We start from the raw sequence: 22,958 nt of genomic DNA, 5'->3' as shown, positions 1-22,958 counted from the left end.
CTCATTTCAGTACTGCCACACTTTGGCTATTAAACAAAATCGTGTTTACAAAGTAACGGTCTGCATCCATTTGATGGTCATTCTGCTTTATAGGCTTATCTTCCCCACGAGCAATGGCTTTTTCATCCCAAACATAAGAGTTAATTTCTCTTAATGTTTCTTTGCAACAGTCGTTATACTTTATCAATTCAGTACTAAGGGCAGTAGCCATGTTCCTTATGCCTTCTAATACATCATTCTTGGCCTTCTTCACTTTCCAACCTCGTTTCTTCAGTAAAATAATAAAAGAACTTGCTGAGGGATCCACGATTATCTGTCTCGTGAGCCCATCTACAAATTCTTCAAGGTCTTTTGCATATTCATCATCTGTTTTTTGTACGTTCTTTTTCCTAGCATCATGATGATACTCTTTCACTTTGTACCAGGTATCTTGATATAATCCCCATAATCCAAATGCCATAGGATTTTGAGTACCGTAGTCACAAGACACATAGTATTTAGTGTATCTGCGTTCTTCTGTATTAACTTTGTTTTTCTTTTCATCGAACATACTGAAGATAACACCTTCAGCCATCACCCATAAACCAAGGATGAAACGCTGATAGAATAGACCAGTGTACATCCGTTTATAACGTTCTTTTGTCTTTTCACCTAACGATAAGTTATCATCCATCGTGAAATGCAGCTGCAGCATGTTCTTTTCTTTTCGTCGGTCAATCCATTGCTCTTTAAACCAATGGTATGGTCCAGCAGGGTTGCAGTTAAACCAAAACTTAGACCCTTCCACCGAACAACGAGCAGTTGCTTGAGATACAAATGATTCAGGCATAAGGGCAACCTCATCAAAAAACATACCCGCAAGCGTTATTCCTTGAATAAGGTCTTGGGAGCCTTCATCTTTCCCACCGAAAACGTAAAAGTAATTCGTTACACCTTTATATTCAATCGTTAGGAAGTTGTCAGCGCGGTGATCTTTAACCTTATATCCTCTAGACTTAAGCATCCGTTTCAACGGAGTGATTACATTACGTCTGAATGAGCCTATAGTTTTACCAGCCATCCCGAAGTTTTCATCTTTGAAGGAGTCCATGGCCCACATAACATAGGAAAGGGACATAACAACCGTTTTTCCCGCTCTGACAGAACCATCACAAATGATACCGTCTTTATCTTTGTGAGGAGACCCCTCTCTCCACCAGGTCAACACTTGTTTCTGTTTTTTGGAGAAGGTCTGAAACTTAAAAGGAGCTGGTTTCTTCTTAAAATTACTTTTCTCTGTAAAAAAAGAAAGGTACCTAGTCTTCGTCGGTGTCGTCATCACTCCACACCTCCAAAGTCGTAGCATTTAAAGCATCGTTGAATCCATCATCTTCATATTGTTCTGGTTCATTGCTTCCAAACACTTTATGATGAGCGATTTTAAGTTTTTCTTCTTCTACTTCTCGTTGGAACTTGTCAGGGAATAGATCAAAGTACAACGATAGCTTATCTAGAGCTTTCATCTTATCTGCTATTTTGATAGACACACCATCTTTACCCTGCTTAACCTCTGTGATGATAGTGCCATCCACCATGGAAGATTCATTGAGATCTACATAATTTATTTCTTTCATGAGTTGATTACCATCTTCATCTAATACAGGTCCCATCATGCCTATTACTGGTACTTCTTTTTTACCGAAGGTAGTGTAATCTGTGATATCAGCAAAGGCTATTTTGATGTACTTGTCTAATACGTCCATAGCATCGATGAATATGCCCTTTCTCATCTCGCCCTTAACTCTTCTAATCTCTTCTACTACCTTAGCGTTTCTTAGCAATCGACTTCCTTCAACATGAGCACTATCTTTTGCATAACCCGCTTTAATAGCTGACTGTGTAGCATTGAATGATTTTACGTAATAAATACAGAAAAGACTTTGTTTTTCAGTCATGCTTATATCTTCTATAAGCTGGTCTAGCGAAGGTATTTCATCTACGCTATTAGTTGCATCCTTTTTTGAATTGGTTGCAACCTTCTTCGATTTAGTTGCATCTATTTTAGGTATACCTCTTACCCATGATTCACGACTTTTTCGGCTTTTTAATGTACCTAATTTGATATCATGTTTTTCAGCTAATGCAGCTAAGGTTATTTTTGTGGTTTCCCACTCTTGTTTTATTTCATCCCAGTTGACCATGTCACATCACCTACTACCTCCCTTATTTTTAGACATAAAAAAGACCCCTAATGATATCAGGGGTCTATATAAATATATTAAGTTAGTATAACTACCACTCCACACTAGCGTGCACACGGTCTCTTTGTTTCAATTATAATTTTATTTCTTTATTTTGCAAGTTAATTGTTACCTCTTTGTTACCTTTTGAAGCAACTCGTCGAATATAGCTGTAATTCATGTTTAAATCCTCAGCTATTTGCTTATACGATTTATTCTCCATATACTTCATTCGAGCAATCTGATATTGTAATCCCTCTAGCCGATTTACCTTTTCCTCTGTTTCCTTCTTTATATCCCCGTAGAACTCAAGCATCTTCTGTAGCCTATGCTTCTTTTCATGATAGACCTCAATCTTATCAATAGCAGCAATAACGCCAAAGTCATCTGCACCGGTACCAGTGAAGGGCATCGTTCCTTTTCCAAACCAATAATCCAAATCGATATCCACTTGGAATAGTTGTATTTCAATTATCTCTATCTTTCTACACAGATCAACATAATTTTTTATAATTTCCATACTTTCACTCCTTAATATCTAATGACAGATCAAGACTGAAAACTAAAACAGATTTTTATTAAATAAAGTAAACTTATACCTAATTCATAACTGGTCTTTAATTAAATTGCTAGCCCAATCTCTATATTATTTACTTGAATATGTTGTAACTGTAGACACTACAAATTCCCTGAGAGATGCTTGCACCTCCCTTTGCTTCATCACTCAGGTGTATTTATTAAAATTATAATTAATTAAGCAAATGAACCAATCAATGATAGATAAAGTACATAAAATGGATTAACTTAGTAAATGGAGGTGCAGAAAATTGAGTTATTCAACTGGATATGGTCCCGAACATGCTAGGCCAGCTGGTGCAGGATTTGCATTACTAATAGTATTGTTTATATTGTTAATAATCATTGGTGCAACTTTTATAAATCACCGTGGATATCCCGGTAACTATTGCTAAAATTAATTTCAACCATACTGATGATAGAACAAGACAGGATATTCGACCTGTCTTTTCATTATGATTAGAAAGATAAGCCTGTAGATGATACAGTTCCTATTCTTTTAGTAGGAAGTTTAGAGCCACTGGATTCCCTAATTTTCTTCTAGATTTTTCATCTTTATTAAATCTGAAACAGTTACAAATTCATAGCCTTGTTTTTGGAGTTTATTAATAATTTTATCTAAAGCTTTTACAGTTTGACTTCTATCTCCCCCACCATCATGAAATAAAATTATGTTCCCAGGTTCTACTCCCTTTAATACCGTCTTTTCTATACGATGGACACCAGGACTTTTCCAATCCTCTGTATCTTGATGCCAAGACCACATCACCACTTGATAACCCTTTTTTACAACATTTTGAATCATTTCATCAGTATATTGCCCCTCTACCGGTCGGAAAAGCTTTGGATGATTTCCAGTGATACTAAAAATTAAATCATCTGTTTGTTTTAACTCAATCTCTAATTTGGGCAACGTTGTTTTAAAGGATGTGTAAAGGTGTGATTGGCTATTTCATGACCCTCATTATATTGTCGTAAAATTAACTCTGGATTTTTTTCAGCGTTTTCACCTACAACAAAAAACGTAGCCTTTGCATTATGTTTCGCTAAGATATCTAGTATTTCTGCTGTGTATTTTGGATGAGGTCCATCGTCAAATGTTAAAGCAACTACCTTTTCTTTTGTCTCAATCTCCCACATTATTTCTCCCGTTTTTTCATAAAAATATCTATCCTTTTCAGCAGAAACCCTTATATCTGATATAAGTACAAGCATTGATCCCACAAAAAGCAAGCACACAATAAAAGTGAACACCTTTTTCATTATTCATCACAATCCAATCTTTTTTTAATGTTCACCAATCTTCGATTACTTTTTACATTTTCCAAAAAATTATTCTTTTCTTAAAAATTTTAGTTATTTAATATTCACCTAAAAAGAAGAAAGTTGTCTAACGATATTTTTTAAATATACATATACTAATAGAAGCTCATTAATGTAAGAAGGTAAAAAAAATGTGGAAAAATGAAAATCATTATAGTCCAATTTCTAATAACACTTATCAGATTCATAATTCAACTAAATCATCATCTTACAATACTGCTATCACAGGTGGATGGATAGAAGCAATTGGAACCATTGTAGCTGCAATTGGGAATACACCTTCTAAAGTACTTTCGAAATCTATGTTAAAGGATTTTCGTCTAATCGGAAATGTATTGCAAGCAAGTGGAAGTGCTCTTGTAGCTGATAATGAAGAATTATTATTAGACATAGTAGGTGATCAACTTCAAGCAATAGGTAACGTTACAGTTGTGGCAGGTATTTTAGCTTCAAATGAGCAATCAAGTCAACGTTTATTAACTCAGGGCAATCTTCTTCAAATATTAGGAACAGGGGTCTCTATAAACACTCAAGAGAACTTATCCTTCATTCAAACCATAGATAATATAGGTAATATTATTCAAGCGATAGGCAATACAATTCAAGTGTTTGCTAACACGAGTACAGAAGAAGGTATAAATATGAATGCATTAGGTGTTTGGATTCAGGCAGGTGGCACTGTAATAACAGCTTTGGCATCAGATTACGACAACTAAAATATTTAAAGTTGATAATGCTTTTTTATATTCTTTCAATTTAACTTTCACTAACTACAATTTACATGAATCAGAATTGAGCTGATGAAGAAAAATAATCGTATGAAATATTTTTATTTGGTAATTCTATGTCTAAGTAAAAGTAAAACGAGGTGTGAAATGAATTTTCCAATAATACATACAAATTTTTGGGATGCTGTAATAGCAATTCCCGTGATTATAATTATCACCCAAATAATCAAGATTGTTTTTCGAACACAGTCCAAATATGTTCCCCTTGTAGCCTTATTATTAGGACTTCTTATTTCCGTTTTCATCAGCCATCGTCACCATCTTATTGCCGGTTTATTTATGGGCTGGTTTTATGGCTATGCTGCTATAGGTAATTACTCAGCTCTAAAAGCCTCATTAATGGCATATAGAAAAAAGTAATCATTCAACCTAAAATCTCGAACACTTTATACACTCTTCTCATAAATATAAACAAAGGAGTGTGTAAAATGCAAAATTACCAGAACCTTTGTAGCAAATACGCTCAGATTGTAAATGGCAAACTGAACATGAAGCAGGGCATTTGTTCAGTAGAGCTCGAACGTTCATTTGGGTTAACTATCCAAGGAAGACCGAGCAGAAGTGCCCTCCCAGCTGGTATTACTTTTGAATCATTAGATGCAGAAGGAAATGCTCTCAATCTTGGTGAAGTGGTTGTCCTTCAAGAAGAATTACCGATATTTCTTAAAGCATTAGTAAGAAACAATCTAATTGTTAGCGCTATTCATAATCACTGGATTTTCACAAATCCAACCGTCCTATACGTACATTTCCAATCTGTAGAACCACCTTTGTCATTTGCTAAAAAGTTTTCAGATTCCTTTAGACTTATAAGTCAATGAATAAAATGAAACCAATTCAAAAGAACAATTTATTCGTTGTAATAATATCATTGTAGGAGGACAGTATTTGAACAATTTTAATCCAAACGAATCAAATCGAACTCTCGAATCATTATTGAAGGAGCTCGCCAATATGGGTGAGGAAATAATTAAAATATCTGAATCAATTAAATCAGATGCGGAAGTAATAATGGAAGAAAAGCAACAAAGCAAAATAAAAAGAGAAAAAATGCAACAACAGATTAATAATATTATGTCTGAAGTTGAAAGAATAAAAGCTAACAGAAAATAAATTTTAAAAATTATTTAATCTTTAAGGACCTTCATATGAAGGTCCTTTTATAGTATTCAACATATAATACTTTGCAATTAATCTATTAACATACTTTTAGCATAAAATGAAGCTAGACTCAGAATGCTAATTTTGATAATCAATTTTTAAAGAATCATTAATAAGAATAGTTCGATGCTAATGAGCCACAATAATTAAAGATATTTATCTATAAAGGGGCATCGATTTATATGAATGACATAAATTTTTGGGACATGATCTGGAGAACAACCATTTCATTTTTGATTTTGCTTATTTTAGCACGGGTTATGGGGAAGAAGCAGATAAGTCAGCTCACTTTCTTTCATTACATTACAGGAATAACTATCGGGTCAATTGCTGCAGAAATAGCTGCACAAAAAGAAACTCCATTTGTTGATGGATTAATATCACTAGTATGCTGGGCTGCACTTACAATCCTAATGACGTATCTTTCTCAAATTTCTCCTAAAATTCGTTTATTATTGGATGACGAGCCGACTATTATTATTAAAGATGGAAAAATATCTTTGAAATCATTAAAATCTACACGGTTGAATATGGACGATGTAATGATGCTATTAAGAGAACAATCGATTTTTTCCATAGATGACGTTCTATTCGCAGTATTAGAAACAAACGGAGAACTCAGTGTTTTCAAAAAGCCTTCTGAACAAAACGCAACGAAACAAAATGTCAAAGCTGACGTTTCTTTACCAACTTATATGCCAACAGAAATCATATCAGATGGTAAAATTTTATATAAAAATCTAAAAGAGCTTAATTTAAATGAAGAATGGATATTGAAAAAATTAAATAAACATGGTGTTCAATCGATTAAAGATGTTTATTTTGCACAATTACAGACAAATGGTTCACTTTCAATAAATTTAAAGGATAATGATTTATAATAATTCCTCAATAAACAATTAAATTTAAAGGAAAAAGATGACCCTTTATTATTGGATCATCTTTTTAATAGCTCAAGCTCCTTAATGACATAGTCTAACTTTTTTTCTATTTGGGAAAGTTGGTTTTTTTGATCACTTCTAATTTTCTTTTCAACTTGTTCTTCCTCTACCATTTCCTGTAGTATAACTCCTTCCCCTATAGTTCCAATAAGAAGGCCCAATGTTTCAAATACGGATCCCAAAAACCCTAATGTTAACCCTAAGTTTGGTTGCTCAATAAATTTTTCGTTGTTTTTGGATTGCATGTACTGTCAATCATCCTTTAATTGTCTTTTGCTTAGAATATGACAACTTGAGAATTTTTGTTATTTTTGACAAAAGTATTTTGTTCAATTCTATTCATTGACACCGTTTTTTCAAATCTTAATAGCCACAAATATTGTAGTATTCATATTTAAAACAATTTCTCTGAGACAAGGTCCATAAAATTATGTTTACCCATATATTAAAATTGGAGGTGAAAAAAGAGTGAATCAAAATTCCATTCAGACTTCTACGAATTCAGAAGTATTAAGTGACATTTTGAAAGCGATTGATGGTGAGTTCACAGCAATTTCATGCTATGAGTTATTAGCAGACCAGGCTCCAAATGCTGATATTAAACAACGTATTCTTGAAATAAGAAATGATGAAATTAGACACTACGAAACCTTTTGGTATCTGTATATTTCTCTAACCGGAAAGGAACCTTCTCCTAAAATCAATAGACAATGTCCTGCCGATTATAGAAGCGGAATACTCGCTGCATTCATAGATGAACAGGAAACCGTTGATTTTTATCATGATATCGCTAGAAATACCAATAATCAAGTTGTTAGAGACGCTTTTACACGTGCCTCAGCTGATGAACAAAATCATGCGGTTTGGTTTTTGTATTTCATGAACAATTAGTAATTGTAAAGTATATAGCCGACGATTATTTCGGCTTTTGCTACTTCACAATTAATTTCAACTACGAAAACTATATAAAATCATTTTTCCTTGTCTAGAAGGTGACCAAAGGTGAATAACAGTCCTAAGAAGCCTGTTTATTTTGCATATATTGACTCTAATATTTTGCAAACCTACTTTTCATTTATTTTCGCCGTGTGCATATGCTAAAGGACAACTGAGATGTAAAGTAGTCATCCCTTCTTTGCCTCTCGGTTAATAAAAGGACCTATTATCCAAGGGTCCTTTTTATTTTGGCTAAAGATCAAATACATAATCGCTTTCTATTTGTATAAACTATAGTTACAGCTGGGATGATTGCTGATTATACCCTCCATTTCTTTTGCCAGCTGTTCTATTGGCCTTCATGAGAAGGTCTTTTTTTCATATTTCCTACAAATTGCCATAATCCCGTTGTCCATGACCTTTATAATTTCAATAATGCAGCTCCAATTATAGATTTAGCTTTGGGTAAGTTATTCTTGCAGAGCATCTTCTTTTACAATTTTTGTATGTCGTTTTTTGTCGAATGAAATATTAATTAGCATCCAAATGCCTTCGAGTCATTCAATTCCACAATGAGTTCACTCTACATTCGTGCTAGTTGTTCTACTTCTGTATCTGAATACGTTCGATAAATCATCTTCAAATGATTTTCTCTACTTCACCTTTTGTTTCATCCAAAAAACTGTATAAAATAATTCATCTTTGTCTACCATATTACTAGAGCCGAAAAGCAGTCCTAGGAAGCCTGTTGATTATGCCGATCTAGGCTCTTATTTTTTGTATACCTGTCAAACGCCTTTAACATAATTCCTCCAATACATATGCTATAAGAGATCAGAGATACTGATTAGATCTTCTTTCCTTACTCCTTAGTTAACAAAAGGACCTTATTCCAGTGGGGTCCTTTTATTTTGCTTAGTACGCACACCTAGCTAGAAATTACATATACTATAAAACCGCTGGGATGTGTGTCTGTTTTAACCTCCGTTTTAATGTCCAGTTGGTCTCAGGATCTTCTTATGAAGATCCTTTTTGTATTGCGACGTACTTTCTACGAACTATGCAGTTATTTCCGATAAAGGTTTTATATATATCAACCTTTGATTCTACAAAGAACACTAATCCCTATTTTAACTTCTTAATATTACAAAAATAGATAATTTTCTTTATAATTATACAAATATTTAAAATAATATGGTATTATTTGATTACCAAATGGAATATTTTAGATATAAAAGTGTTTTCTGGATTACATTTTTTATATCTGAAATTAATTATTTGGTAAACTATATAGTAGGAGGAAATAAGATATGGTAAAAAAATTATTACTATGCATTCCAATTTTCACATTATTTTTGTTGGTATTCAGTTTAAACACGAATGTTTTAGCAACATCTAATGATTCTGTTTCAAATGAAGAATCAAATGGCGCTCAAACACAATATGGACCGGAAAAATCAAATGATGAAGAAATTTCTCCATTAAAATTTAAAATCGAAAACGGTTTTATTGCTTGTATGCCCTATGGTGGAAGAACAGATTGTAACTGGAATATTAAAGTAACAGGTGATTACTTTGTATACAACGGCGTAACAATTGATATTCAGAAAAATCATGGGTGGTTAAATGGTGGGTGGAAAGCTTATGACTCTTATAGTTATAACTATAAGATAAGTGAATCTGCTAATATAAGTACATTAAGAAACACAAAAACTTTTGATTTACCTAAAGGCGAATATCGTGCTAGATTAGGTGGTACATTTATTCTATTAACAAACGGTACTTTCGTGCCTATTGGTTATGATTGGGCAAATTTTGAAGTGAATTAAATTCATGTTTATATATGGAGGATTAAAATGAAATGGCTAAAGAAAGTATCTGAAGATAAAATAATGTTTTCTGAAAGTGTCAAAGATAATAATTCCATGAATTTTCAAGTTTCTATTTTTAATAATCCAGATAATATTTTTCCTAAGTTTACTTCTTTAACACAATACTTTTTAATATCCTATAAAAAACAATTAGAGACATCAACAACTGACATTCTTATACACATAAATATTCCTAATAATGATGTCTTTGCACTAATAATCCAAGAAGTTGCTCTGCACTTCAAATCAATAGAATTAATACAAGAGGACGAAAAAGTTACAGAGATAATGTTAAGTCAACCTCTTGAAAGTTCGTTGAAACATTGTAGTGAGATAGAGATTAACCCTATTATTAATGATGTTTTTATGAGGGAAGGTAACTATAAACAGTTACACCCTTATCAAGTAAAAAGTAAAATGCTTTATCAGGTTGATTTTTCTTTTATTGATTCATATGAAAATATTGAATTCGATACAATTTACGAATGTCTTTGTGCAATTTCTTCTGGAAAAGAAGACATTCTTATTTATCCAAAAAATTGGTTAGTAAATGATGAATTAAAGAACTCGTTAGCAATTAGATATTTTAGTAATCATAGGAAAACTAAAGGATTATATTTAATGGTTGATACTGAAACTAATCTAGTTTTATATGTCCATATTAAGTTTTAATTTCAAAAAAGAGTCTGCAAAAATCCAGAAGAAGACTCTTTTTGGTTTAGCTAGAATCTATTATTTTATTATCAATAACCATAATATTAGTCCATACTTTATGAGGATAAGTATCTGACCAATGCTCCAAATAAATCTCTTCTTTTATTACACTCTTTATTTCGACTGTGAGGTAAAATCTACGTAATTTGTCGTATTACATTTCATGAATCAATTCCAGCTGCACATCATAGTCAGGATTAAGCTCAACTCCAACGAAATTACGGCCATGTTTAAGAGAAACTAAACCTGTTGTTCCAGAACCGAAGAATGGATCCAAAACAATTCCATTGATAGGGCTACCAGCTAATACACATGGCTCAATTAATTCTTCTGGAAAAGTTGCAAAATGAGCTTCTTTCAATGGTTTAGTGGAAACTGTCCATACTGATCGTTTGTTTCTTTTATCACGTATAGCTCGGAAAGCATCGTTTCCATACTTCCCGTTGAATGAACCTCGACCCTTATCTTCTCTTCTTTGCTTTTGTGGTTGACCAAATGTTGCTCGAGATCCTCTCACATCCTGTGTCCCATAAACCGCTTGTTCTTTTATGATTTCATGATTGTAAAAATACTTAGGTGATTTGGATAACAGAAAGATATATTCATGAGATTTGGTCGGCCTATCAGTTACACTCTCAGGCATAGCATTAGGTTTGTTCCAAATAATATCTTGCCTTAAATACCATCCATCCTTTTGAAGTGCAAAAGCAACTCTCCAAGGTAAACCAATTAAATCTTTAGGCTTCAAACCATCTACAATCTTAGGTAATTTAACAATTCCTTTAAATTGACCTTTGCTTTGCATATGATTATTTCCCGGATTACCTTTACCATCAGCATTTCTGCCTTTGCCACTTCCTGCATATGCATCTCCGAGATTTAACCAAATTGTGCCGTCGTCCCTCAGCACTCTCTTAACCTCTCGAAAAACTTTGACTAACTCCATTACATATTCATCAACAGAACTTTCTAAACCAATTTGACCTTCAACTCCGTAATCCCTTAACCCCCAATATGGTGGGCTCGTAATTACAGTATTTATACTCTGGTCTTGAAGTGTTTCTAATACATCAAGACAATGGCCTTGATAGATTTTATTAAGTTCCATCGTCTCACTCCTTAATTCGCTTTATTATTCTAGTGCGTCATAACGTTACTATTTTTTAAATTTTCAAACATTTATCCACACCTGTGGCAAAGATGTTGATAACTCTTTAATCACCAATAAACTTTCACTACTGCCCTTGGATTCTCTGAATAAAACTTACGAACATTCATTTCTACTATTTGAGCATCATCATGCCAAATTACTTTACTCATCCCATCCTTAATACCCTTCACCAAATTATCCAGATCAGGTTTCTTAGTTGGCCTTAGTTGCCCAGCTATTGCTTCAGCCCTTTTTTTCTTGCTTAACGATTTTGGGATAGGTCTGTATATATCTACATACAATCGAATTTCCGTTTCTATTAGTGAAGCTGGTGCATGATTTGCAGCAACCATTTTTACAAATTGTTTAAAGTCTCTTGATTTGATAGGATCTATTGCTCTGACGTGACCACCGAATGTTGAGAATTTAGGACGTTCTTGTGGTTGGATGTTGCCTGGTATTTCGAATAATATGTTCATTCTTACACTCCTTTGAAATTTAAAGGGGCACTTGGCCCCTCTCTAGTTAGTCGATGATATAAACCTTTTTTGATTCAATTTCTTCTGATAGTTCATTACTTAAATACTCTGCAATGTTTGCCATGGCATTAAGCTCCCAAGCACCACCATCAGCCTCGAACAATCCAACCCGACCACCATCTTTAAGGCGAAGTACAAATTCTGACTCTGGTTGTGGTACCTCTGCAAATGTTCTGAATGGCTTTAAAGTGACTGGATTAGGTACGTTTACATTTCCTACAGTAGCTACCCCTGTTTTAGCTGTAACTCGTTGTGTAACTCCATCGTCTTGTGTCTGAACTGAATTTTCTTCAATGATGGAACTAACCACCTTAAGAACCTGTTCTTTATCTTGGTTACCTACAAAACAAGCCTGCAGCATGATTTGGAATTCTTCACGATCGATAAAACGCTCAAATGTGATACTCGGTAATAACGCTCCAGCTCTAACATAAGTACGACGATCATTTATATCGTTCAGAGCATCAAAAACATTTACTTTAGTTGGAGACTCTACATGAATCATCAATGTGCGCTCATGGTCAAAGTTCGACTTCACATAATCCACTAGTCCAGATAAGCTACGAACATTAATTGCAGTAACCTCTTGTTCCTTATCCAAACGGTAAAGTTGGTTAGTGGAATAAACCTTTCCAGCAGCTTCAATTGTTTCAGGGCGTTTTAACTCTAATAGGTACGATACGAATTCTTTTAACATGTGATTTCCTCTTTTCGGTTTTTAGTTTTTGTTTGATAGATTGCTAGAATTTATTTGAATTGAACTACTTTTTTGTTGATAGGCTCTTCTGCTGGAAGTGGTTTCCCTTTGTCGTCCAAAATCTCTCCATTGTCACTCATAAATGATTGTCCTGGAATGCCTGACTTTAATTCAGCACCGGTTACTTTACCATCACCTGTGTAATCGATGATTAACTCTGTTTCTACTCCAACAGCTGGTACAAGGGTAGACTTCGTATCAACCACCACATTAGCAAGGTTACGTTTCTCATTAGCTTTAAGGGTGATACTAACCGTTACCTTTCTAGCTTTCTTATGGTCTGTGTTTGGATCAGCAATGTTATCAAGAGCTTTCTGCAACTCGATATTTACCTTTTCAGCTAATGCACCATTTGCAAATGTATTTAAGTCGATGATTTTATTCATGTATGTTTCCTCCTATGGGTTTGTACTGGTATTCCTGTTTTATTGACTTGCGGTTGTTCTAATCGCCAACCCTCCGCTTTAAAACTACTAATCTCTTGTTTGTTTAAATGTCCACTAACTGTCATCACTTGGCGGTCCACGGCCTTGTACATAGTTGTGATTAGCAATGTGGATCACATCCTAATAGCCAGTATCAGCTGGTATCATCAGTTCCACCCCCGGAAGCAAGATTCCAATAAGCTTTCGCTATACGAGGTTAATGTTAAATCAGGATTGGTTGACCGCTTATACTGCCTAAACACCTTTTTATAATCTTCAAACTCACGAGTTCTTGAAACAACAAATGCTATTTCGTTTGGATCCTTCAAGCTCTGGTCACTAGAAGAGATAACATTGATAATTCGAGCGTTTTCTGAAACAATATCCATTGGCTTAGAGGCAGTGTTTTTATATACTTCACTTGTCCAACTCATTAGTTTGCCTCCAGTAAGTCTGGATGTTCGTATATGTTGCCGATGATAACAACATCAAGTGATTCTTCTTTCCAGTCGTAAAACTCAATCAATTCTTCTTTTTGATTGTATTCTCCGCCATTTGCAACAAAACAACATAAATCATATTCGACTGACCAAACAAATTTATCATCTTCAATGGCTAAGATATCCCCCTCATAAATCTCTAGACCATTTTTATCCTTTAAACCTGTGTATTCTCCAACGGATTCTGGTACTACATACTTTGGTGAACCATCAGTGTGTAAGACTGAGTAATCCTCTAAACCACTATCTTCGCAATGTTTAATAAGAAAATGCCCATGTCCAAAATGCCAATTACCATCGTCTTTTGAAAAACCTCTATATTTTGCCTCTCTCACGACTCCACCGCCATTCTTCTAGCTAGCAGACTTCTAAGAGAGTAATAGTCCATCTTCTGCAGTTGCTCACCTTTTGGACCTTCGTGGATTTTAACGCGTTGCAGATCATCTATAAGCATCTGTCTTCTCGTTTCCAAGGAAGGCTTTACAGTTTGTCCAATCATTTAGCTGCCTCCATCCGCTTTTCAGCTTTTCTTAATTTAGTTTCAAGTAGTTCCATTTCACGATCACATTTTTCTTTGTTATAAGGCTCTGAGGGTTGGACTAGGGAAAACCCTTGTCCTGGTATCCAGTTAGCCATTACACCGTCCTCCTATTCAAATAAGAGCCGTTCATACTCTTCATTTTCTTTCTCAGCTTCTTCATCCCTAATGGATTCTTCAGGCATGTATATTTCAAGGCACATTTTTTTCACTCTGCTTTTTACTCGACCTTCTTTATAGATTTGATCTAAGTTATCAATGGTCTTGTTGGATGTGAATAGAGTGACCTTTTTATGTTCCAATCGGTAATCTGTTATGTCGTAAAATACCCTTTCAGCAAATTCACTCTTTTTTTCAACAGCTAAATCATCAATGACAAGTACTTCCACTTCTCTTAAACTTTTGATGATTTCACTCTCTGAGGTTGTATTGTCACCAAATGTCTTTTTTATCTGAGTGAGAAGATCGTTTGCCTTTATAAAAGCAAGATCAACTGAATGTACTTTCATTAGGGCATTAGCAATACTAGAGACTAGTCTTGTTTTGCCAGACCCTTTTGTAGTACTGAATAGATATAACCCTTTGCCGTTGTTTTTTAAGGTTTCATAATTAGCTACGAAGTTTCCTGCAGCTTTTTTAGCTATTGCAGCAGTCTCTATGCTTTCGTTATCCTTATACAAATTGACATCAAAAGAATTAACGGTGGCGTCCTTGAAAATCATAGGAATACCAGCTAGATCCAGTTTTTTATCAATCTCTGATTGTTTTAATCGTTGCTCGTGACACTGACACTTTTCCATCCATTCAGCACGTTTTAAATTTCCGTCCTCGTCAATCTCATCCTTCTTATTCTGACGAGACCAATCTTTAGTCCATATCCATCCTGTTCCATCACATTTACGATAAGGACATTTCTCAGAAGGCTTAGTGAGTACCTCAATCGGATCTGATTCCAGCGAGCTTTTTGCGTCTTTCATTCGCTGCGCTAATTCGGGATTGGATTTCATCATCTCCTGGAGTACTTGGCTTATCGGTTGCATTGTTTTCACCTCTTACACGTTTGGGGTTGGTTAATATCTTTCTGGTATAGTTCAAGCTGTTAGAACCGTTTAACCTAGTTTCTTTCATTGCTTGAATTACTTTTTCTTCACCGAAGTCATCAATCAATCCACCTAGTTGATCTGCAATGAATGAACTAATGGTTCCAAAACCTTCTTGTTCATAAAATTGAAATGGGTTTGAAGGCCCTTTATCATCTTCTTTATTACCTTCTATCATTCTTACATTCTTGTTAGTTGCCAGTTGCTTGCCGGTTGCCTGCCCGTTGCTTGCCAGTTGCTTGCCGTTTTGCTTGCCAGTAGTATCACTTAAAGCTTGATAAAGTTCCCAATTGACAATGGTTATGAGCCTATTTTTGTTTGTCGATTGGTTTGCCAGAAAACCAAATTTTTCGAAACGATTTAAAGCAGTTCTGACATTCTTAATTGAGATCCCATTCCCTGCTTTTTTGACGATTGACTCCAAGCTTGTAACAAATTGACCAGGTAAAGCTTTGTATTTCTCACCTTTAAATTCCCATTCCTTTTCTTTGTGATTTGCCATCGTGAGAAGGGTGATTAATATCACCTTTTGTTCTGGAGTAGACCCTTCCCAAATCGGTTTCTCTAGTAACTCACGATGTAATTTAATCCACCCTTCCAATTTCAAACACCTTCTTTTTTGTCTAACCTTCATGGAATATGAATCAATTTACCAGTGGCTTTCGCTACTTCTTGTCTTATTAAAAATTCATCACTATTGCTATCAGATAGATGCAGCAACCAAATTTCTTGTAGTTTTGATAGATCGTTAGCTTTTAAAAATTCGAGTACATTCTCTAAACTGAAATGCGACTTCATTACACGCTTTTTCATCGATGGATGTATACGGCCAGTCTCTACATTTGCATCTAATACGGATTGACAGTAGTTGCACTCCACCATTAGATGGGTAATACCTTGAAAACGATACTTGATGTAATACGTATCTGTAGCGAATAGGAGCTTTTCTCCAGCTTTATTTACTAGAAGAAAACCAAATGGTTCAGATACGTCATGTTGTACGTCAAAAGGCAATATCGTCCATGTTCCTATACTGAATTGTTTTTTATTTCCTACTGTCTTTATACGGTGATGGTTCATACCAATAGCTTCTTTAGTTCCTGGACTCATATAGCAACGAATCCCTGCATTTAAAACACCTATTAACCCTCCGCAATGATCTTTGTGTTCGTGTGTTACCAGGCAAGCGGCAATGTCTGTAGTAGAAAAGTTAAGCTTTCGTTGAATCTGCTTGAAGGAAATACCGCACTCTATGAGGATGGGGGTTGTCCCATCCGTCACGTAGTAGCAGTTACCTTTGCTTCCTGTTGCTAAGGTTTGAATTTCAATCATTACCAACCAGGTCCATTATCTTGAGTCGTTGGTTCTTCAATAATTTCTGTGGCTTGTCCTTCTATAACTTCCCCAGTTTCTTCATCTACATCAATTTGCATGATATCTTCAACCTCTCCACCTTCAATATCTAAGATTTCAGAGTTTGCATTTTCATTAATTTCTCTTCTGATTGAATCTTCTTGATTTTGATTTTCTACATAGGCATAAGATGCAGCATTCACTTTTTTAGGATCTATTTTCAACTTACTTGTCACTCGATGAACAAGCGTTTTAAAACGCATCTCAGTTGGATGTCCATCCCAAAAAGTTTTACTTTGTGCAGCTTTCCTAGACTTCAAAAAATCTTCTTCTGTAACCATTACTAATTCATTTTTTATCTCGTTTTCATAAACGATATATCCAAATCCACCAATTATTTTTCCACGACTAAATGGATTTTTTATAGTAAACTCATAAGATTCAATCTTATTTTTATGTGATTTCTTAATTGGTATAAATTCGTCAGTGTCATAAACCAATTCGTAAATAACGTCTATTGGCTCATCAACAGCGTTTTGTATTTTGTAATAAGCTTCACCCACATAACCAACTCTTAGATCGATATCATACTTACCCTCACGTTTATTAAAGTAAGGGACAGGATGTACATGATTTGGGATTAAAGCATCTAACCCCAATTTAACTCTGTGCACAGAATCTAATGCCATTTTTCGCATGTTAACGTTCTTCCACTCATAAGCAGTTCCATATGGTTTATCAGCACTCAATCGTTTTGTTTCAAGATCTTTTAGAACGTTATCCACTTTCAAAAATAAGTGTTGAGCAAGAGTTCTTTCATAGTCTGTAAAAGCCATTGGAGCTCCAGCTTCTGCAGCAAATTGTGTTTCAACGTTTTTTAGAAATCGTTCTGATTGTGTTGCTTGGATACTTGTATCCTGGTTTGTTAGTTGGTTTTGATTAGTCATTGTTTATATCCTCCACTCTCAACTTTTTATCTTCCTCTGAAACTACCAAACTAATAATCTGTGCATCTATCGCATTGAGCTTAGTAACAGCCTCTGCATTGTCTACAAATATAGGAGCTATGATTCCGTAATGACGAGAAAGAGTTTCGATAATATCCAAACCAACATTAATCCGCATGGCATTGTTTAAAGAGCTATAAGGTACTCCGTTATAAGTCGTTTCACAAACCTCTTGAAGTCCACCGTTAATCTGATTCTCGAACATTTTGAAGCGTGCCAACTTGAACTTAGAGTTAATTTTCTCAGTAAGCAGCTCTACTTTTCTTCGAATAAATTCTTCTGTTAAGAACATTTGGTGTTCTAGTTTTTGGAACTCTTTCGTGAGTGCTTCTTCTTGATCTTCATACTCTTTAATACGCACTTTAAGTCCATCGATGTTAGCGTACTTGGCTATTTCAGCATTCAGTTCACGTTTCTTAGATTCCAACTTAGTGTTGGCATCTTTGATATCTTGAATTGCTTGGGCAGATTGATTTTTAATAGTTGCAATATCCTGTTCTAAAGCTTGTCTTAGGTTCATAAATTTAATGTATTCAGGTGATTCAGAAACGTCTTTTAAGCCATCCCTTAGTATTTCTATTTCACCTGTAAGTTTCTCTATTACTTTTTCTTTTCCTAAACGAATATCCTCAGATTTTTTGATACTGGATTCATAACCTTGGACCTCTTCCAGTATCTTTTCTTTCTTCTGAACCATTGCTTTGCCCTTATTATCGATTTCAGCTAATCGATTAGATTTATTTAACTTGAATGCTTCCATAGCTTTTTGACGAGCATCCTCTACTTGTTCGACTGGTAAGTCTTGCTTACACGTTGGGCAAACACATTCATCTATATGCTGAAGCTCGGAATTATTAATTTCTGACCAATCATCACGTAACTTGGATAAATCAGAATCAATGTTCTTAACGTTATTGTTGGCATAATCGACGGAACGTTTTTGCTCTTCCATTTTCATTTCAGTAATTCTCAGATTGCTCTGTTCTTCTTGGAGCTTTGCTTGTAACTGATAAAGCTTGTCTTTAGAATCTGATTCAAATGCACGTTTAACTGTCTCTAAATCATTTTCTACCTTCTTAAGCTCCAGCTCTTTCGATTGAAGAGCTTGTCCATTTTGTATATTGCTTATTAAAGTTTTGTTGGAATCAATCTTTTCTTCTAATTGCTTTAACTCCGTACGTATACTTCCTAAATCAATACTTTCTTCTGGAATCGATTTGTTGATTTCATCGATACGGACAGGAATCATTTTTAAGTCGTCATTGATTACTTTTCTTCGCTCACCTATTACTTTCCGATGATCCTCAAGTGAACGACCTTTTAAAATAAGTTCTAGGCCTTTCAGTTGATTATCTGAAGCAAATACCTCTTCGTCTGTGATATCACCACAAATATCTATAAGTAGCTTTCTTCGCTCCTGCCACTTGATTTGTTCATTAAAGAATATTGGACTAGTGATCAACTTGAATAATTCTTCTTCCACAAGTTCTACAACAAAATCAACGAACTCCTTTTTCTTTTTAGGAACTTCATCGATATAGTACTTTGTTTTATGCCCACTGAATTCCTTATTTGCTGAACCACGCTTCTGTACCCAGTCCTCAAAGTACACTTTTTTCAAGATCACTTCTGTACCATCAATATCAAATGTTGCTTCTACAACATGATTTAGGTTATGCACTTCGTGGCCCGTTACTTCTAAGGATTTAATTGCAAAGTCCTTTTTATTCTGGGAATCCTTATCGAATAACAACCATAGAAAACCGTCCAGAATAGTTGTTTTCCCAGTAGCATTGTCACCAAATACACGTACGCTTTGACCATTTGTTACAAGTGAAAATTTCTTAACTCCCTTGAAGTTTTCAAGGTTCATCGATAGTAGCTTTATGTTCTTCATAAAACAGTCACCTCGTATTGTGCGTTTGTGTCGTCAATGATTGTTGCAGAGTGAGCAATTACAGAATTCGTTTGGCATTCACCTTTTGACGGCGGTCTTTCATCTTTAACGACTTTAAATATTTCACCTTTGCTAATTGGTCCATCTATAGCTTGTGGAAAATCTTTTTCATTTTTAACTGTCATCCCAATTACAATCTCACTCGGTTGAACAGCCTTCAAAAACTCTACTGGAATATCAATCTGTAATGCTTTTGCTAGTGCGATAGCTTGTCCGATGTGTTCGTTGAATACATCGCCAGGCATACATTTAGCGATTCCTTTAGCTTTCAATACACCTTTTTTATAATGACGAGGTTTCCAAAATAGTAGCGCTACTATTGTTCGTTTGCTTGCATTAACTTCAAACCTCACATCACAAATCCATTGACCACCGTTGGCCATTGGGACAAAATATACTCGACCACCCCAAGTGCTATCTTTTTTACATTCCTCTATAAACTTTTTAGCCTTCTCAATCAATTCAGCACGTTGTTGGTTAGGTGTTTTTGTTTTTCGTTCGGCTAACCATTTATTATTGATTTCTGCCACACTATCCACTACACCAACTAACTTCCCAGCTTCGTATCCTTTTTTGAAACCCGTTTCGTATACTTCCACAATGGTTTTTGTCATGAGATCTGACACCTCAGTGCGAAACTTATTATCCATTCCATTATTAATGTTCATATTATTACCTCCTTGTTTTTTTAGAGGTCCTGTACTAAAATGAAGTTGTATATTTATAGCAGGACCCGAACTCGTTGCGCCAACAACGGGTTTTATTTTTGCTCATTTACTAATTTAATCGCTTCACGAATTGTTTCTACCTTCGCAGATTGAACATCATACAAAGATTTAGCTTTCAACATTTCATCTACATCATCTGCTTGGGCAACATCGTGAGCTTTAATATCTAGTAACTCAGATTCATCGTTGTACCAAGCATCTAGTTTTTCGTTTATTTGCTCCATTTCCTCTAACCTCCTTATTACATTTTCTTTTCTAACTGTGATAACAACACATTTATACCTTCTTGGCTTAAGACAAGTTTTCCGTCCAACAGTGTTAAGTTGTAATCTGATATCTCACCTGTCACTGCACAAGCGTTTTTAGCCTGATACTTCTTAAGAATGATTTGGTCTTCTTCTACATAAATTTCAAGTGGATCTTTTTCAGCGATTTCTAATGTTCTACGTAACTCCTTTGGAATAACCACACGACCTAATTCATCTACTTTACGAACGATACCTGTACTTTTCATTTTTCTATCTCCCTTTTAGTTAGTTTTTTTGTTGAAGATCTAGTGCTTTGATTTTGCGATTGTACATTAGGATCTTGTCTTGCAGCTTTTTAATTTGCCCTTTTATTTGTCTGCGTTGGTCAGCAGTCATATAGGGTGTCATTTCAAGCTTTAAGGATAATTCAATGAGCTTGAGCCTAGTCTTGTATATTGTTGAGTTGAATCTTTTAATCTTCTTCGATTTACTTTCAGCCAATTAGATCAACCACTCTTCCTAGGAATCCATGATTCAACATATTTAATAGCAGATTGTAATTCATGTCGCTTAACATCTTTGTAGCTAGACACTCCGAAGCGGTCTTTTATTTCCCGATGCAACTCTGGGTAGAGTAATCGTTTATGTTCGTCTGAGTTTGCATGTTCAAATACCTTAGAACTAATTAATCTTTGGAGCCTTCTTTGTTCTCCATGGTCTAAAGTTATCTGGTTGTCCACCTTGTTTTTTAACTCATTTACCTCAACCTTTAAAACCTCTACATCTTCTGATGTTTCTAAAGATAGTCTCATAGAAGCTTTTAATTGTTCTTTTTCTGAAAGAGGTTTCGGCAAGAGACTGGCTTTTTCCATTTCTTCAAATCTTGTAACATATGCTGCAGTAAATAGAACACCTTTTTCACCAGTCATTTTGTTAGCTACCATGTCGCAACCTTTCCTAGTTAGTAAGAAACAATCGTATGTTTTGTTGTTTCCTTCCGTTTTATAAGTGCTAGGAATAAAGAAATCCTGAGAACGCAATTTTGCGTTTTCTAAAATTTCTACGTATCCACTGATTGAACGCATAAGATCTGTATGACGCTTATCAAGCATTTCAGAGACATCACGACTATCTGTTACAAGTTGTCCATCTAAAGAAATTACTTTTAATTGATCCATTGATAACTTCCTTTCTGTTTCATCATTTCTACGTACTATGGGTTAAGCTACTTTCTCTTTCTCTTGTTGTTCTATGATCATCTTCAAACCTACCCAGTATGAAATCATTGAATATGAAAGTCTACTTCCACAATCTGCAATACAACTAGCCGCATCGCTATCAAACCAATCAACGTTTGTATATTGATAGATAGAATAAACTCCTGTTGAAAAATGATGACACATACTCCATTGTGAAGTTTCTGAAATAAGTTGATTAAGCAATTCTTTGCTATCCTTCTCCAAATCACTTGTTTTTTCAACTTCGCACCAATCGAGGAAATACTCTTCTATTTGTTTTTTTGCTAATTTGCCATCAAACTCATATTTTTCTCTTTGGCGAGCCGTTAATTTCCCAGTAAAGTATGATAAATCGAAATCTTTGATATTTTGTAAAGTAGCTAAACATGTTAAAGAATAAGCTGCATCACCTAGATCACCAGAAATAAAAACCATATTGCCAGCCAACACATAAGTTACTTGGTACATTCTCGTACCTTCTTCACCCCATACAATACGTTGAAAACCTTCATTTCCTTCGATGCTTTTAATCTTGTGATTTTCGAACCACCGTTCACGAATTTCCTTTTTCGCTTTTTCTAAATAATCCACTTCTATCAGCCTTCCTTCGCTTAATGTTTCAATTACGAACTCCTAAAATTTACTTCACCTCACTTTTCTCTCACACCCACCAGTAAATGCTCAAACGTCTTGGCGTTGGCTATTGCTGTCGCTCGAGGCTTAAACTGGCCTGTCCTGGCGTACTCCGCTCGGTTTGAATATTTATTGCTGGGTGTGATAATGCTAGATTGCTAGATTACTAACCCATTTCTCTCCACGTGTATACTCCCCAGCTGATTATGCTAATGAAACCAATAATCGCTACTACCATAAGTGCTGTGGGTGTCAT

Annotated in this window: 32 protein-coding genes and 1 pseudogene; 9 read left to right on the top strand and 24 right to left on the bottom strand. The window is 35.0% G+C overall.

What is annotated here, in order from left to right; genetic code table 11:
- Position 1: 1 nt before the first annotated feature.
- The 3 genes from MHB55_RS02965 to MHB55_RS02955 form a co-directional block, all read right to left on the bottom strand.
- Complete coding sequence (locus MHB55_RS02965) at positions 2-1,318, bottom strand: PBSX family phage terminase large subunit (protein WP_340863952.1); 1,317 nt, start codon at positions 1,316-1,318, stop codon at positions 2-4.
- The gene (locus tag MHB55_RS02960) at positions 1,296-2,180 is read right to left on the bottom strand and encodes a terminase small subunit (RefSeq protein WP_340862533.1); all 885 of its coding nucleotides are present in this window, start codon (positions 2,178-2,180) and stop codon (positions 1,296-1,298) included. Before MHB55_RS02960 ends, MHB55_RS02965 begins: the two co-directional genes overlap by 23 nt.
- A gap of 133 nt (positions 2,181-2,313) precedes the next feature.
- The gene (locus tag MHB55_RS02955) at positions 2,314-2,739 is read right to left on the bottom strand and encodes a hypothetical protein (RefSeq protein WP_340862532.1); all 426 of its coding nucleotides are present in this window, start codon (positions 2,737-2,739) and stop codon (positions 2,314-2,316) included.
- A gap of 307 nt (positions 2,740-3,046) precedes the next feature.
- Here MHB55_RS02955 and MHB55_RS02950 point away from each other — a divergent pair, with 307 nt between their 5' ends.
- Entirely contained in the window at positions 3,047-3,190 is a 144-nt protein-coding gene (locus tag MHB55_RS02950) for a YjcZ family sporulation protein (protein ID WP_340862531.1), read from the top strand.
- Positions 3,191-3,324: 134 nt separating this feature from the next.
- Here MHB55_RS02950 and MHB55_RS02945 read toward each other — a convergent pair.
- Positions 3,325-3,935 (bottom strand): annotated as a pseudogene (locus MHB55_RS02945) (polysaccharide deacetylase family protein).
- A 314-nt stretch (positions 3,936-4,249) separates the two neighbouring features.
- On the opposite strand from MHB55_RS02945, the gene MHB55_RS02940 reads away from it, so the two are divergent.
- The 5 genes from MHB55_RS02940 to MHB55_RS02920 all read left to right on the top strand — a co-directional run bounded on the left by MHB55_RS02940 (position 4,250) and on the right by MHB55_RS02920 (position 6,948).
- Positions 4,250-4,834, top strand: coding sequence for a DUF6944 family repetitive protein (locus MHB55_RS02940; RefSeq protein ID WP_340862530.1), 585 nt, complete (start codon positions 4,250-4,252; stop codon positions 4,832-4,834).
- A gap of 159 nt (positions 4,835-4,993) precedes the next feature.
- Positions 4,994-5,266: a hypothetical protein gene (locus tag MHB55_RS02935; RefSeq protein WP_340862529.1), complete on the top strand. Its 273-nt coding sequence runs from the start codon at positions 4,994-4,996 to the stop codon at positions 5,264-5,266.
- 68 nt (positions 5,267-5,334) lie between these two features.
- A complete protein-coding gene (locus MHB55_RS02930) occupies positions 5,335-5,727 on the top strand; it encodes a DUF1259 domain-containing protein (protein WP_340862528.1) in 393 nt (130 codons plus the stop codon).
- A 67-nt stretch (positions 5,728-5,794) separates the two neighbouring features.
- On the top strand, positions 5,795-6,019 hold the full coding sequence (locus tag MHB55_RS02925) for a hypothetical protein (protein ID WP_340862527.1): 225 nt from the start codon (positions 5,795-5,797) through the stop codon (positions 6,017-6,019).
- Between the two features lie 230 nt (positions 6,020-6,249).
- On the top strand, positions 6,250-6,948 hold the full coding sequence (locus MHB55_RS02920; RefSeq protein WP_340862526.1) for a DUF421 domain-containing protein: 699 nt from the start codon (positions 6,250-6,252) through the stop codon (positions 6,946-6,948).
- A gap of 56 nt (positions 6,949-7,004) precedes the next feature.
- Here the strand turns inward: MHB55_RS02920 and MHB55_RS02915 are convergent, their stop codons facing one another.
- Positions 7,005-7,253 carry a hypothetical protein gene (locus MHB55_RS02915; protein ID WP_340862525.1) on the bottom strand — a complete coding sequence of 83 codons (249 nt, stop codon included), beginning with the start codon at positions 7,251-7,253 and terminating at the stop codon, positions 7,005-7,007.
- A 223-nt stretch (positions 7,254-7,476) separates the two neighbouring features.
- On the opposite strand from MHB55_RS02915, the gene MHB55_RS02910 reads away from it, so the two are divergent.
- From MHB55_RS02910 to MHB55_RS02900, 3 genes are all read left to right on the top strand, one after another.
- On the top strand, positions 7,477-7,899 hold the full coding sequence (locus MHB55_RS02910; RefSeq protein ID WP_340862524.1) for a ferritin-like domain-containing protein: 423 nt from the start codon (positions 7,477-7,479) through the stop codon (positions 7,897-7,899).
- 1,355 nt (positions 7,900-9,254) lie between these two features.
- A complete protein-coding gene (locus MHB55_RS02905) occupies positions 9,255-9,773 on the top strand; it encodes a hypothetical protein (protein WP_340862523.1) in 519 nt (172 codons plus the stop codon).
- A 27-nt stretch (positions 9,774-9,800) separates the two neighbouring features.
- Positions 9,801-10,487, top strand: a complete 687-nt coding sequence (locus tag MHB55_RS02900; RefSeq protein WP_340862522.1) for a hypothetical protein — start codon at positions 9,801-9,803, stop codon at positions 10,485-10,487.
- Positions 10,488-10,683: 196 nt separating this feature from the next.
- Here the strand turns inward: MHB55_RS02900 and MHB55_RS02895 are convergent, their stop codons facing one another.
- The 19 genes from MHB55_RS02895 to MHB55_RS02805 all read right to left on the bottom strand — a co-directional run bounded on the left by MHB55_RS02895 (position 10,684) and on the right by MHB55_RS02805 (position 22,660).
- Positions 10,684-11,637, bottom strand: a complete 954-nt coding sequence (locus tag MHB55_RS02895; protein WP_340862521.1) for a DNA-methyltransferase — start codon at positions 11,635-11,637, stop codon at positions 10,684-10,686.
- Between the two features lie 110 nt (positions 11,638-11,747).
- Positions 11,748-12,158, bottom strand: a complete 411-nt coding sequence (locus MHB55_RS02890; protein WP_340862520.1) for a RusA family crossover junction endodeoxyribonuclease — start codon at positions 12,156-12,158, stop codon at positions 11,748-11,750.
- Between the two features lie 46 nt (positions 12,159-12,204).
- Complete coding sequence (locus MHB55_RS02885) at positions 12,205-12,915, bottom strand: hypothetical protein (protein ID WP_340862519.1); 711 nt, start codon at positions 12,913-12,915, stop codon at positions 12,205-12,207.
- A 50-nt stretch (positions 12,916-12,965) separates the two neighbouring features.
- Positions 12,966-13,361: a replication terminator protein gene (locus tag MHB55_RS02880; protein WP_340862518.1), complete on the bottom strand. Its 396-nt coding sequence runs from the start codon at positions 13,359-13,361 to the stop codon at positions 12,966-12,968.
- Positions 13,358-13,528 (bottom strand): hypothetical protein, encoded by a 171-nt coding sequence (locus MHB55_RS02875; RefSeq protein ID WP_340862517.1) that lies wholly within the window; start codon positions 13,526-13,528, stop codon positions 13,358-13,360. The genes MHB55_RS02880 and MHB55_RS02875 overlap by 4 nt, the downstream gene beginning before the upstream one ends.
- 39 nt (positions 13,529-13,567) lie before the next feature.
- A complete protein-coding gene (locus MHB55_RS02870) occupies positions 13,568-13,834 on the bottom strand; it encodes a hypothetical protein (protein WP_340862516.1) in 267 nt (88 codons plus the stop codon).
- Positions 13,834-14,235, bottom strand: coding sequence for a YopX family protein (locus MHB55_RS02865; RefSeq protein WP_340862515.1), 402 nt, complete (start codon positions 14,233-14,235; stop codon positions 13,834-13,836). Before MHB55_RS02865 ends, MHB55_RS02870 begins: the two co-directional genes overlap by 1 nt.
- Positions 14,232-14,399, bottom strand: a complete 168-nt coding sequence (locus MHB55_RS02860) for a hypothetical protein (protein WP_340862514.1) — start codon at positions 14,397-14,399, stop codon at positions 14,232-14,234. The genes MHB55_RS02865 and MHB55_RS02860 overlap by 4 nt, the downstream gene beginning before the upstream one ends.
- Positions 14,396-14,536, bottom strand: a complete 141-nt coding sequence (locus MHB55_RS02855) for a hypothetical protein (RefSeq protein ID WP_340862513.1) — start codon at positions 14,534-14,536, stop codon at positions 14,396-14,398. Before MHB55_RS02855 ends, MHB55_RS02860 begins: the two co-directional genes overlap by 4 nt.
- Before the next feature lie 12 nt (positions 14,537-14,548).
- A complete protein-coding gene (locus MHB55_RS02850) occupies positions 14,549-15,478 on the bottom strand; it encodes an ATP-binding protein (RefSeq protein ID WP_340862512.1) in 930 nt (309 codons plus the stop codon).
- Positions 15,375-16,139, bottom strand: a complete 765-nt coding sequence (locus MHB55_RS02845) for a DnaD domain protein (protein ID WP_340862511.1) — start codon at positions 16,137-16,139, stop codon at positions 15,375-15,377. Before MHB55_RS02845 ends, MHB55_RS02850 begins: the two co-directional genes overlap by 104 nt.
- A 29-nt stretch (positions 16,140-16,168) precedes the next feature.
- Positions 16,169-16,870: an MBL fold metallo-hydrolase gene (locus tag MHB55_RS02840; protein ID WP_340862510.1), complete on the bottom strand. Its 702-nt coding sequence runs from the start codon at positions 16,868-16,870 to the stop codon at positions 16,169-16,171.
- On the bottom strand, positions 16,870-17,838 hold the full coding sequence (locus MHB55_RS02835) for a recombinase RecT (RefSeq protein ID WP_340862509.1): 969 nt from the start codon (positions 17,836-17,838) through the stop codon (positions 16,870-16,872). Before MHB55_RS02835 ends, MHB55_RS02840 begins: the two co-directional genes overlap by 1 nt.
- Positions 17,831-19,795, bottom strand: a complete 1,965-nt coding sequence (locus MHB55_RS02830; RefSeq protein ID WP_340862508.1) for an AAA family ATPase — start codon at positions 19,793-19,795, stop codon at positions 17,831-17,833. The genes MHB55_RS02835 and MHB55_RS02830 overlap by 8 nt, the downstream gene beginning before the upstream one ends.
- A complete protein-coding gene (locus tag MHB55_RS02825) occupies positions 19,792-20,523 on the bottom strand; it encodes a hypothetical protein (protein WP_340862507.1) in 732 nt (243 codons plus the stop codon). The genes MHB55_RS02830 and MHB55_RS02825 overlap by 4 nt, the downstream gene beginning before the upstream one ends.
- Before the next feature lie 92 nt (positions 20,524-20,615).
- Positions 20,616-20,807 carry a hypothetical protein gene (locus MHB55_RS02820; protein ID WP_340862506.1) on the bottom strand — a complete coding sequence of 64 codons (192 nt, stop codon included), beginning with the start codon at positions 20,805-20,807 and terminating at the stop codon, positions 20,616-20,618.
- Between the two features lie 17 nt (positions 20,808-20,824).
- Positions 20,825-21,097, bottom strand: a complete 273-nt coding sequence (locus MHB55_RS02815; protein WP_340862505.1) for an AbrB/MazE/SpoVT family DNA-binding domain-containing protein — start codon at positions 21,095-21,097, stop codon at positions 20,825-20,827.
- 240 nt (positions 21,098-21,337) lie between these two features.
- The gene (locus MHB55_RS02810) at positions 21,338-22,009 is read right to left on the bottom strand and encodes a Rha family transcriptional regulator (protein ID WP_340862504.1); all 672 of its coding nucleotides are present in this window, start codon (positions 22,007-22,009) and stop codon (positions 21,338-21,340) included.
- A gap of 42 nt (positions 22,010-22,051) precedes the next feature.
- Positions 22,052-22,660, bottom strand: coding sequence for a hypothetical protein (locus tag MHB55_RS02805; protein WP_340862503.1), 609 nt, complete (start codon positions 22,658-22,660; stop codon positions 22,052-22,054).
- Positions 22,661-22,958: the final 298 nt, after the last annotated feature.

It is taken from the genome of Psychrobacillus sp. FSL K6-1267, from assembly GCF_038003265.1.
Taxonomy (GTDB): domain Bacteria; phylum Bacillota; class Bacilli; order Bacillales_A; family Planococcaceae; genus Psychrobacillus; species Psychrobacillus faecigallinarum.
Note: the sequence above shows the minus strand (reverse complement) of the source record. Positions and strands in the feature narration are given on the sequence as shown.

What these genes read in the sequence shown, in the direction of transcription:
- MHB55_RS02965 (WP_340863952.1), bottom strand. Translation starts at nt 1,318, where the DNA reads ATGACGACACCGACGAAGACTAGGTACCTTTCTTTTTTTACAGAGAAA.
- MHB55_RS02960 (WP_340862533.1), bottom strand. Translation starts at nt 2,180, where the DNA reads ATGGTCAACTGGGATGAAATAAAACAAGAGTGGGAAACCACAAAAATA.
- MHB55_RS02955 (WP_340862532.1), bottom strand. Translation starts at nt 2,739, where the DNA reads ATGGAAATTATAAAAAATTATGTTGATCTGTGTAGAAAGATAGAGATA.
- MHB55_RS02940 (WP_340862530.1), top strand. Translation starts at nt 4,250, where the DNA reads ATGTGGAAAAATGAAAATCATTATAGTCCAATTTCTAATAACACTTAT.
- MHB55_RS02935 (WP_340862529.1), top strand. Translation starts at nt 4,994, where the DNA reads ATGAATTTTCCAATAATACATACAAATTTTTGGGATGCTGTAATAGCA.
- MHB55_RS02930 (WP_340862528.1), top strand. Translation starts at nt 5,335, where the DNA reads ATGCAAAATTACCAGAACCTTTGTAGCAAATACGCTCAGATTGTAAAT.
- MHB55_RS02920 (WP_340862526.1), top strand. Translation starts at nt 6,250, where the DNA reads ATGAATGACATAAATTTTTGGGACATGATCTGGAGAACAACCATTTCA.
- MHB55_RS02915 (WP_340862525.1), bottom strand. Translation starts at nt 7,253, where the DNA reads ATGCAATCCAAAAACAACGAAAAATTTATTGAGCAACCAAACTTAGGG.
- MHB55_RS02905 (WP_340862523.1), top strand. Translation starts at nt 9,255, where the DNA reads ATGGTAAAAAAATTATTACTATGCATTCCAATTTTCACATTATTTTTG.
- MHB55_RS02900 (WP_340862522.1), top strand. Translation starts at nt 9,801, where the DNA reads ATGAAATGGCTAAAGAAAGTATCTGAAGATAAAATAATGTTTTCTGAA.
- MHB55_RS02895 (WP_340862521.1), bottom strand. Translation starts at nt 11,637, where the DNA reads ATGGAACTTAATAAAATCTATCAAGGCCATTGTCTTGATGTATTAGAA.
- MHB55_RS02890 (WP_340862520.1), bottom strand. Translation starts at nt 12,158, where the DNA reads ATGAACATATTATTCGAAATACCAGGCAACATCCAACCACAAGAACGT.
- MHB55_RS02885 (WP_340862519.1), bottom strand. Translation starts at nt 12,915, where the DNA reads ATGTTAAAAGAATTCGTATCGTACCTATTAGAGTTAAAACGCCCTGAA.
- MHB55_RS02880 (WP_340862518.1), bottom strand. Translation starts at nt 13,361, where the DNA reads ATGAATAAAATCATCGACTTAAATACATTTGCAAATGGTGCATTAGCT.
- MHB55_RS02870 (WP_340862516.1), bottom strand. Translation starts at nt 13,834, where the DNA reads ATGAGTTGGACAAGTGAAGTATATAAAAACACTGCCTCTAAGCCAATG.
- MHB55_RS02860 (WP_340862514.1), bottom strand. Translation starts at nt 14,399, where the DNA reads ATGATTGGACAAACTGTAAAGCCTTCCTTGGAAACGAGAAGACAGATG.
- MHB55_RS02855 (WP_340862513.1), bottom strand. Translation starts at nt 14,536, where the DNA reads ATGGCTAACTGGATACCAGGACAAGGGTTTTCCCTAGTCCAACCCTCA.
- MHB55_RS02850 (WP_340862512.1), bottom strand. Translation starts at nt 15,478, where the DNA reads ATGCAACCGATAAGCCAAGTACTCCAGGAGATGATGAAATCCAATCCC.
- MHB55_RS02840 (WP_340862510.1), bottom strand. Translation starts at nt 16,870, where the DNA reads ATGATTGAAATTCAAACCTTAGCAACAGGAAGCAAAGGTAACTGCTAC.
- MHB55_RS02835 (WP_340862509.1), bottom strand. Translation starts at nt 17,838, where the DNA reads ATGACTAATCAAAACCAACTAACAAACCAGGATACAAGTATCCAAGCA.
- MHB55_RS02830 (WP_340862508.1), bottom strand. Translation starts at nt 19,795, where the DNA reads ATGAAGAACATAAAGCTACTATCGATGAACCTTGAAAACTTCAAGGGA.
- MHB55_RS02825 (WP_340862507.1), bottom strand. Translation starts at nt 20,523, where the DNA reads ATGAACATTAATAATGGAATGGATAATAAGTTTCGCACTGAGGTGTCA.
- MHB55_RS02820 (WP_340862506.1), bottom strand. Translation starts at nt 20,807, where the DNA reads ATGGAGCAAATAAACGAAAAACTAGATGCTTGGTACAACGATGAATCT.
- MHB55_RS02815 (WP_340862505.1), bottom strand. Translation starts at nt 21,097, where the DNA reads ATGAAAAGTACAGGTATCGTTCGTAAAGTAGATGAATTAGGTCGTGTG.
- MHB55_RS02810 (WP_340862504.1), bottom strand. Translation starts at nt 22,009, where the DNA reads ATGGATCAATTAAAAGTAATTTCTTTAGATGGACAACTTGTAACAGAT.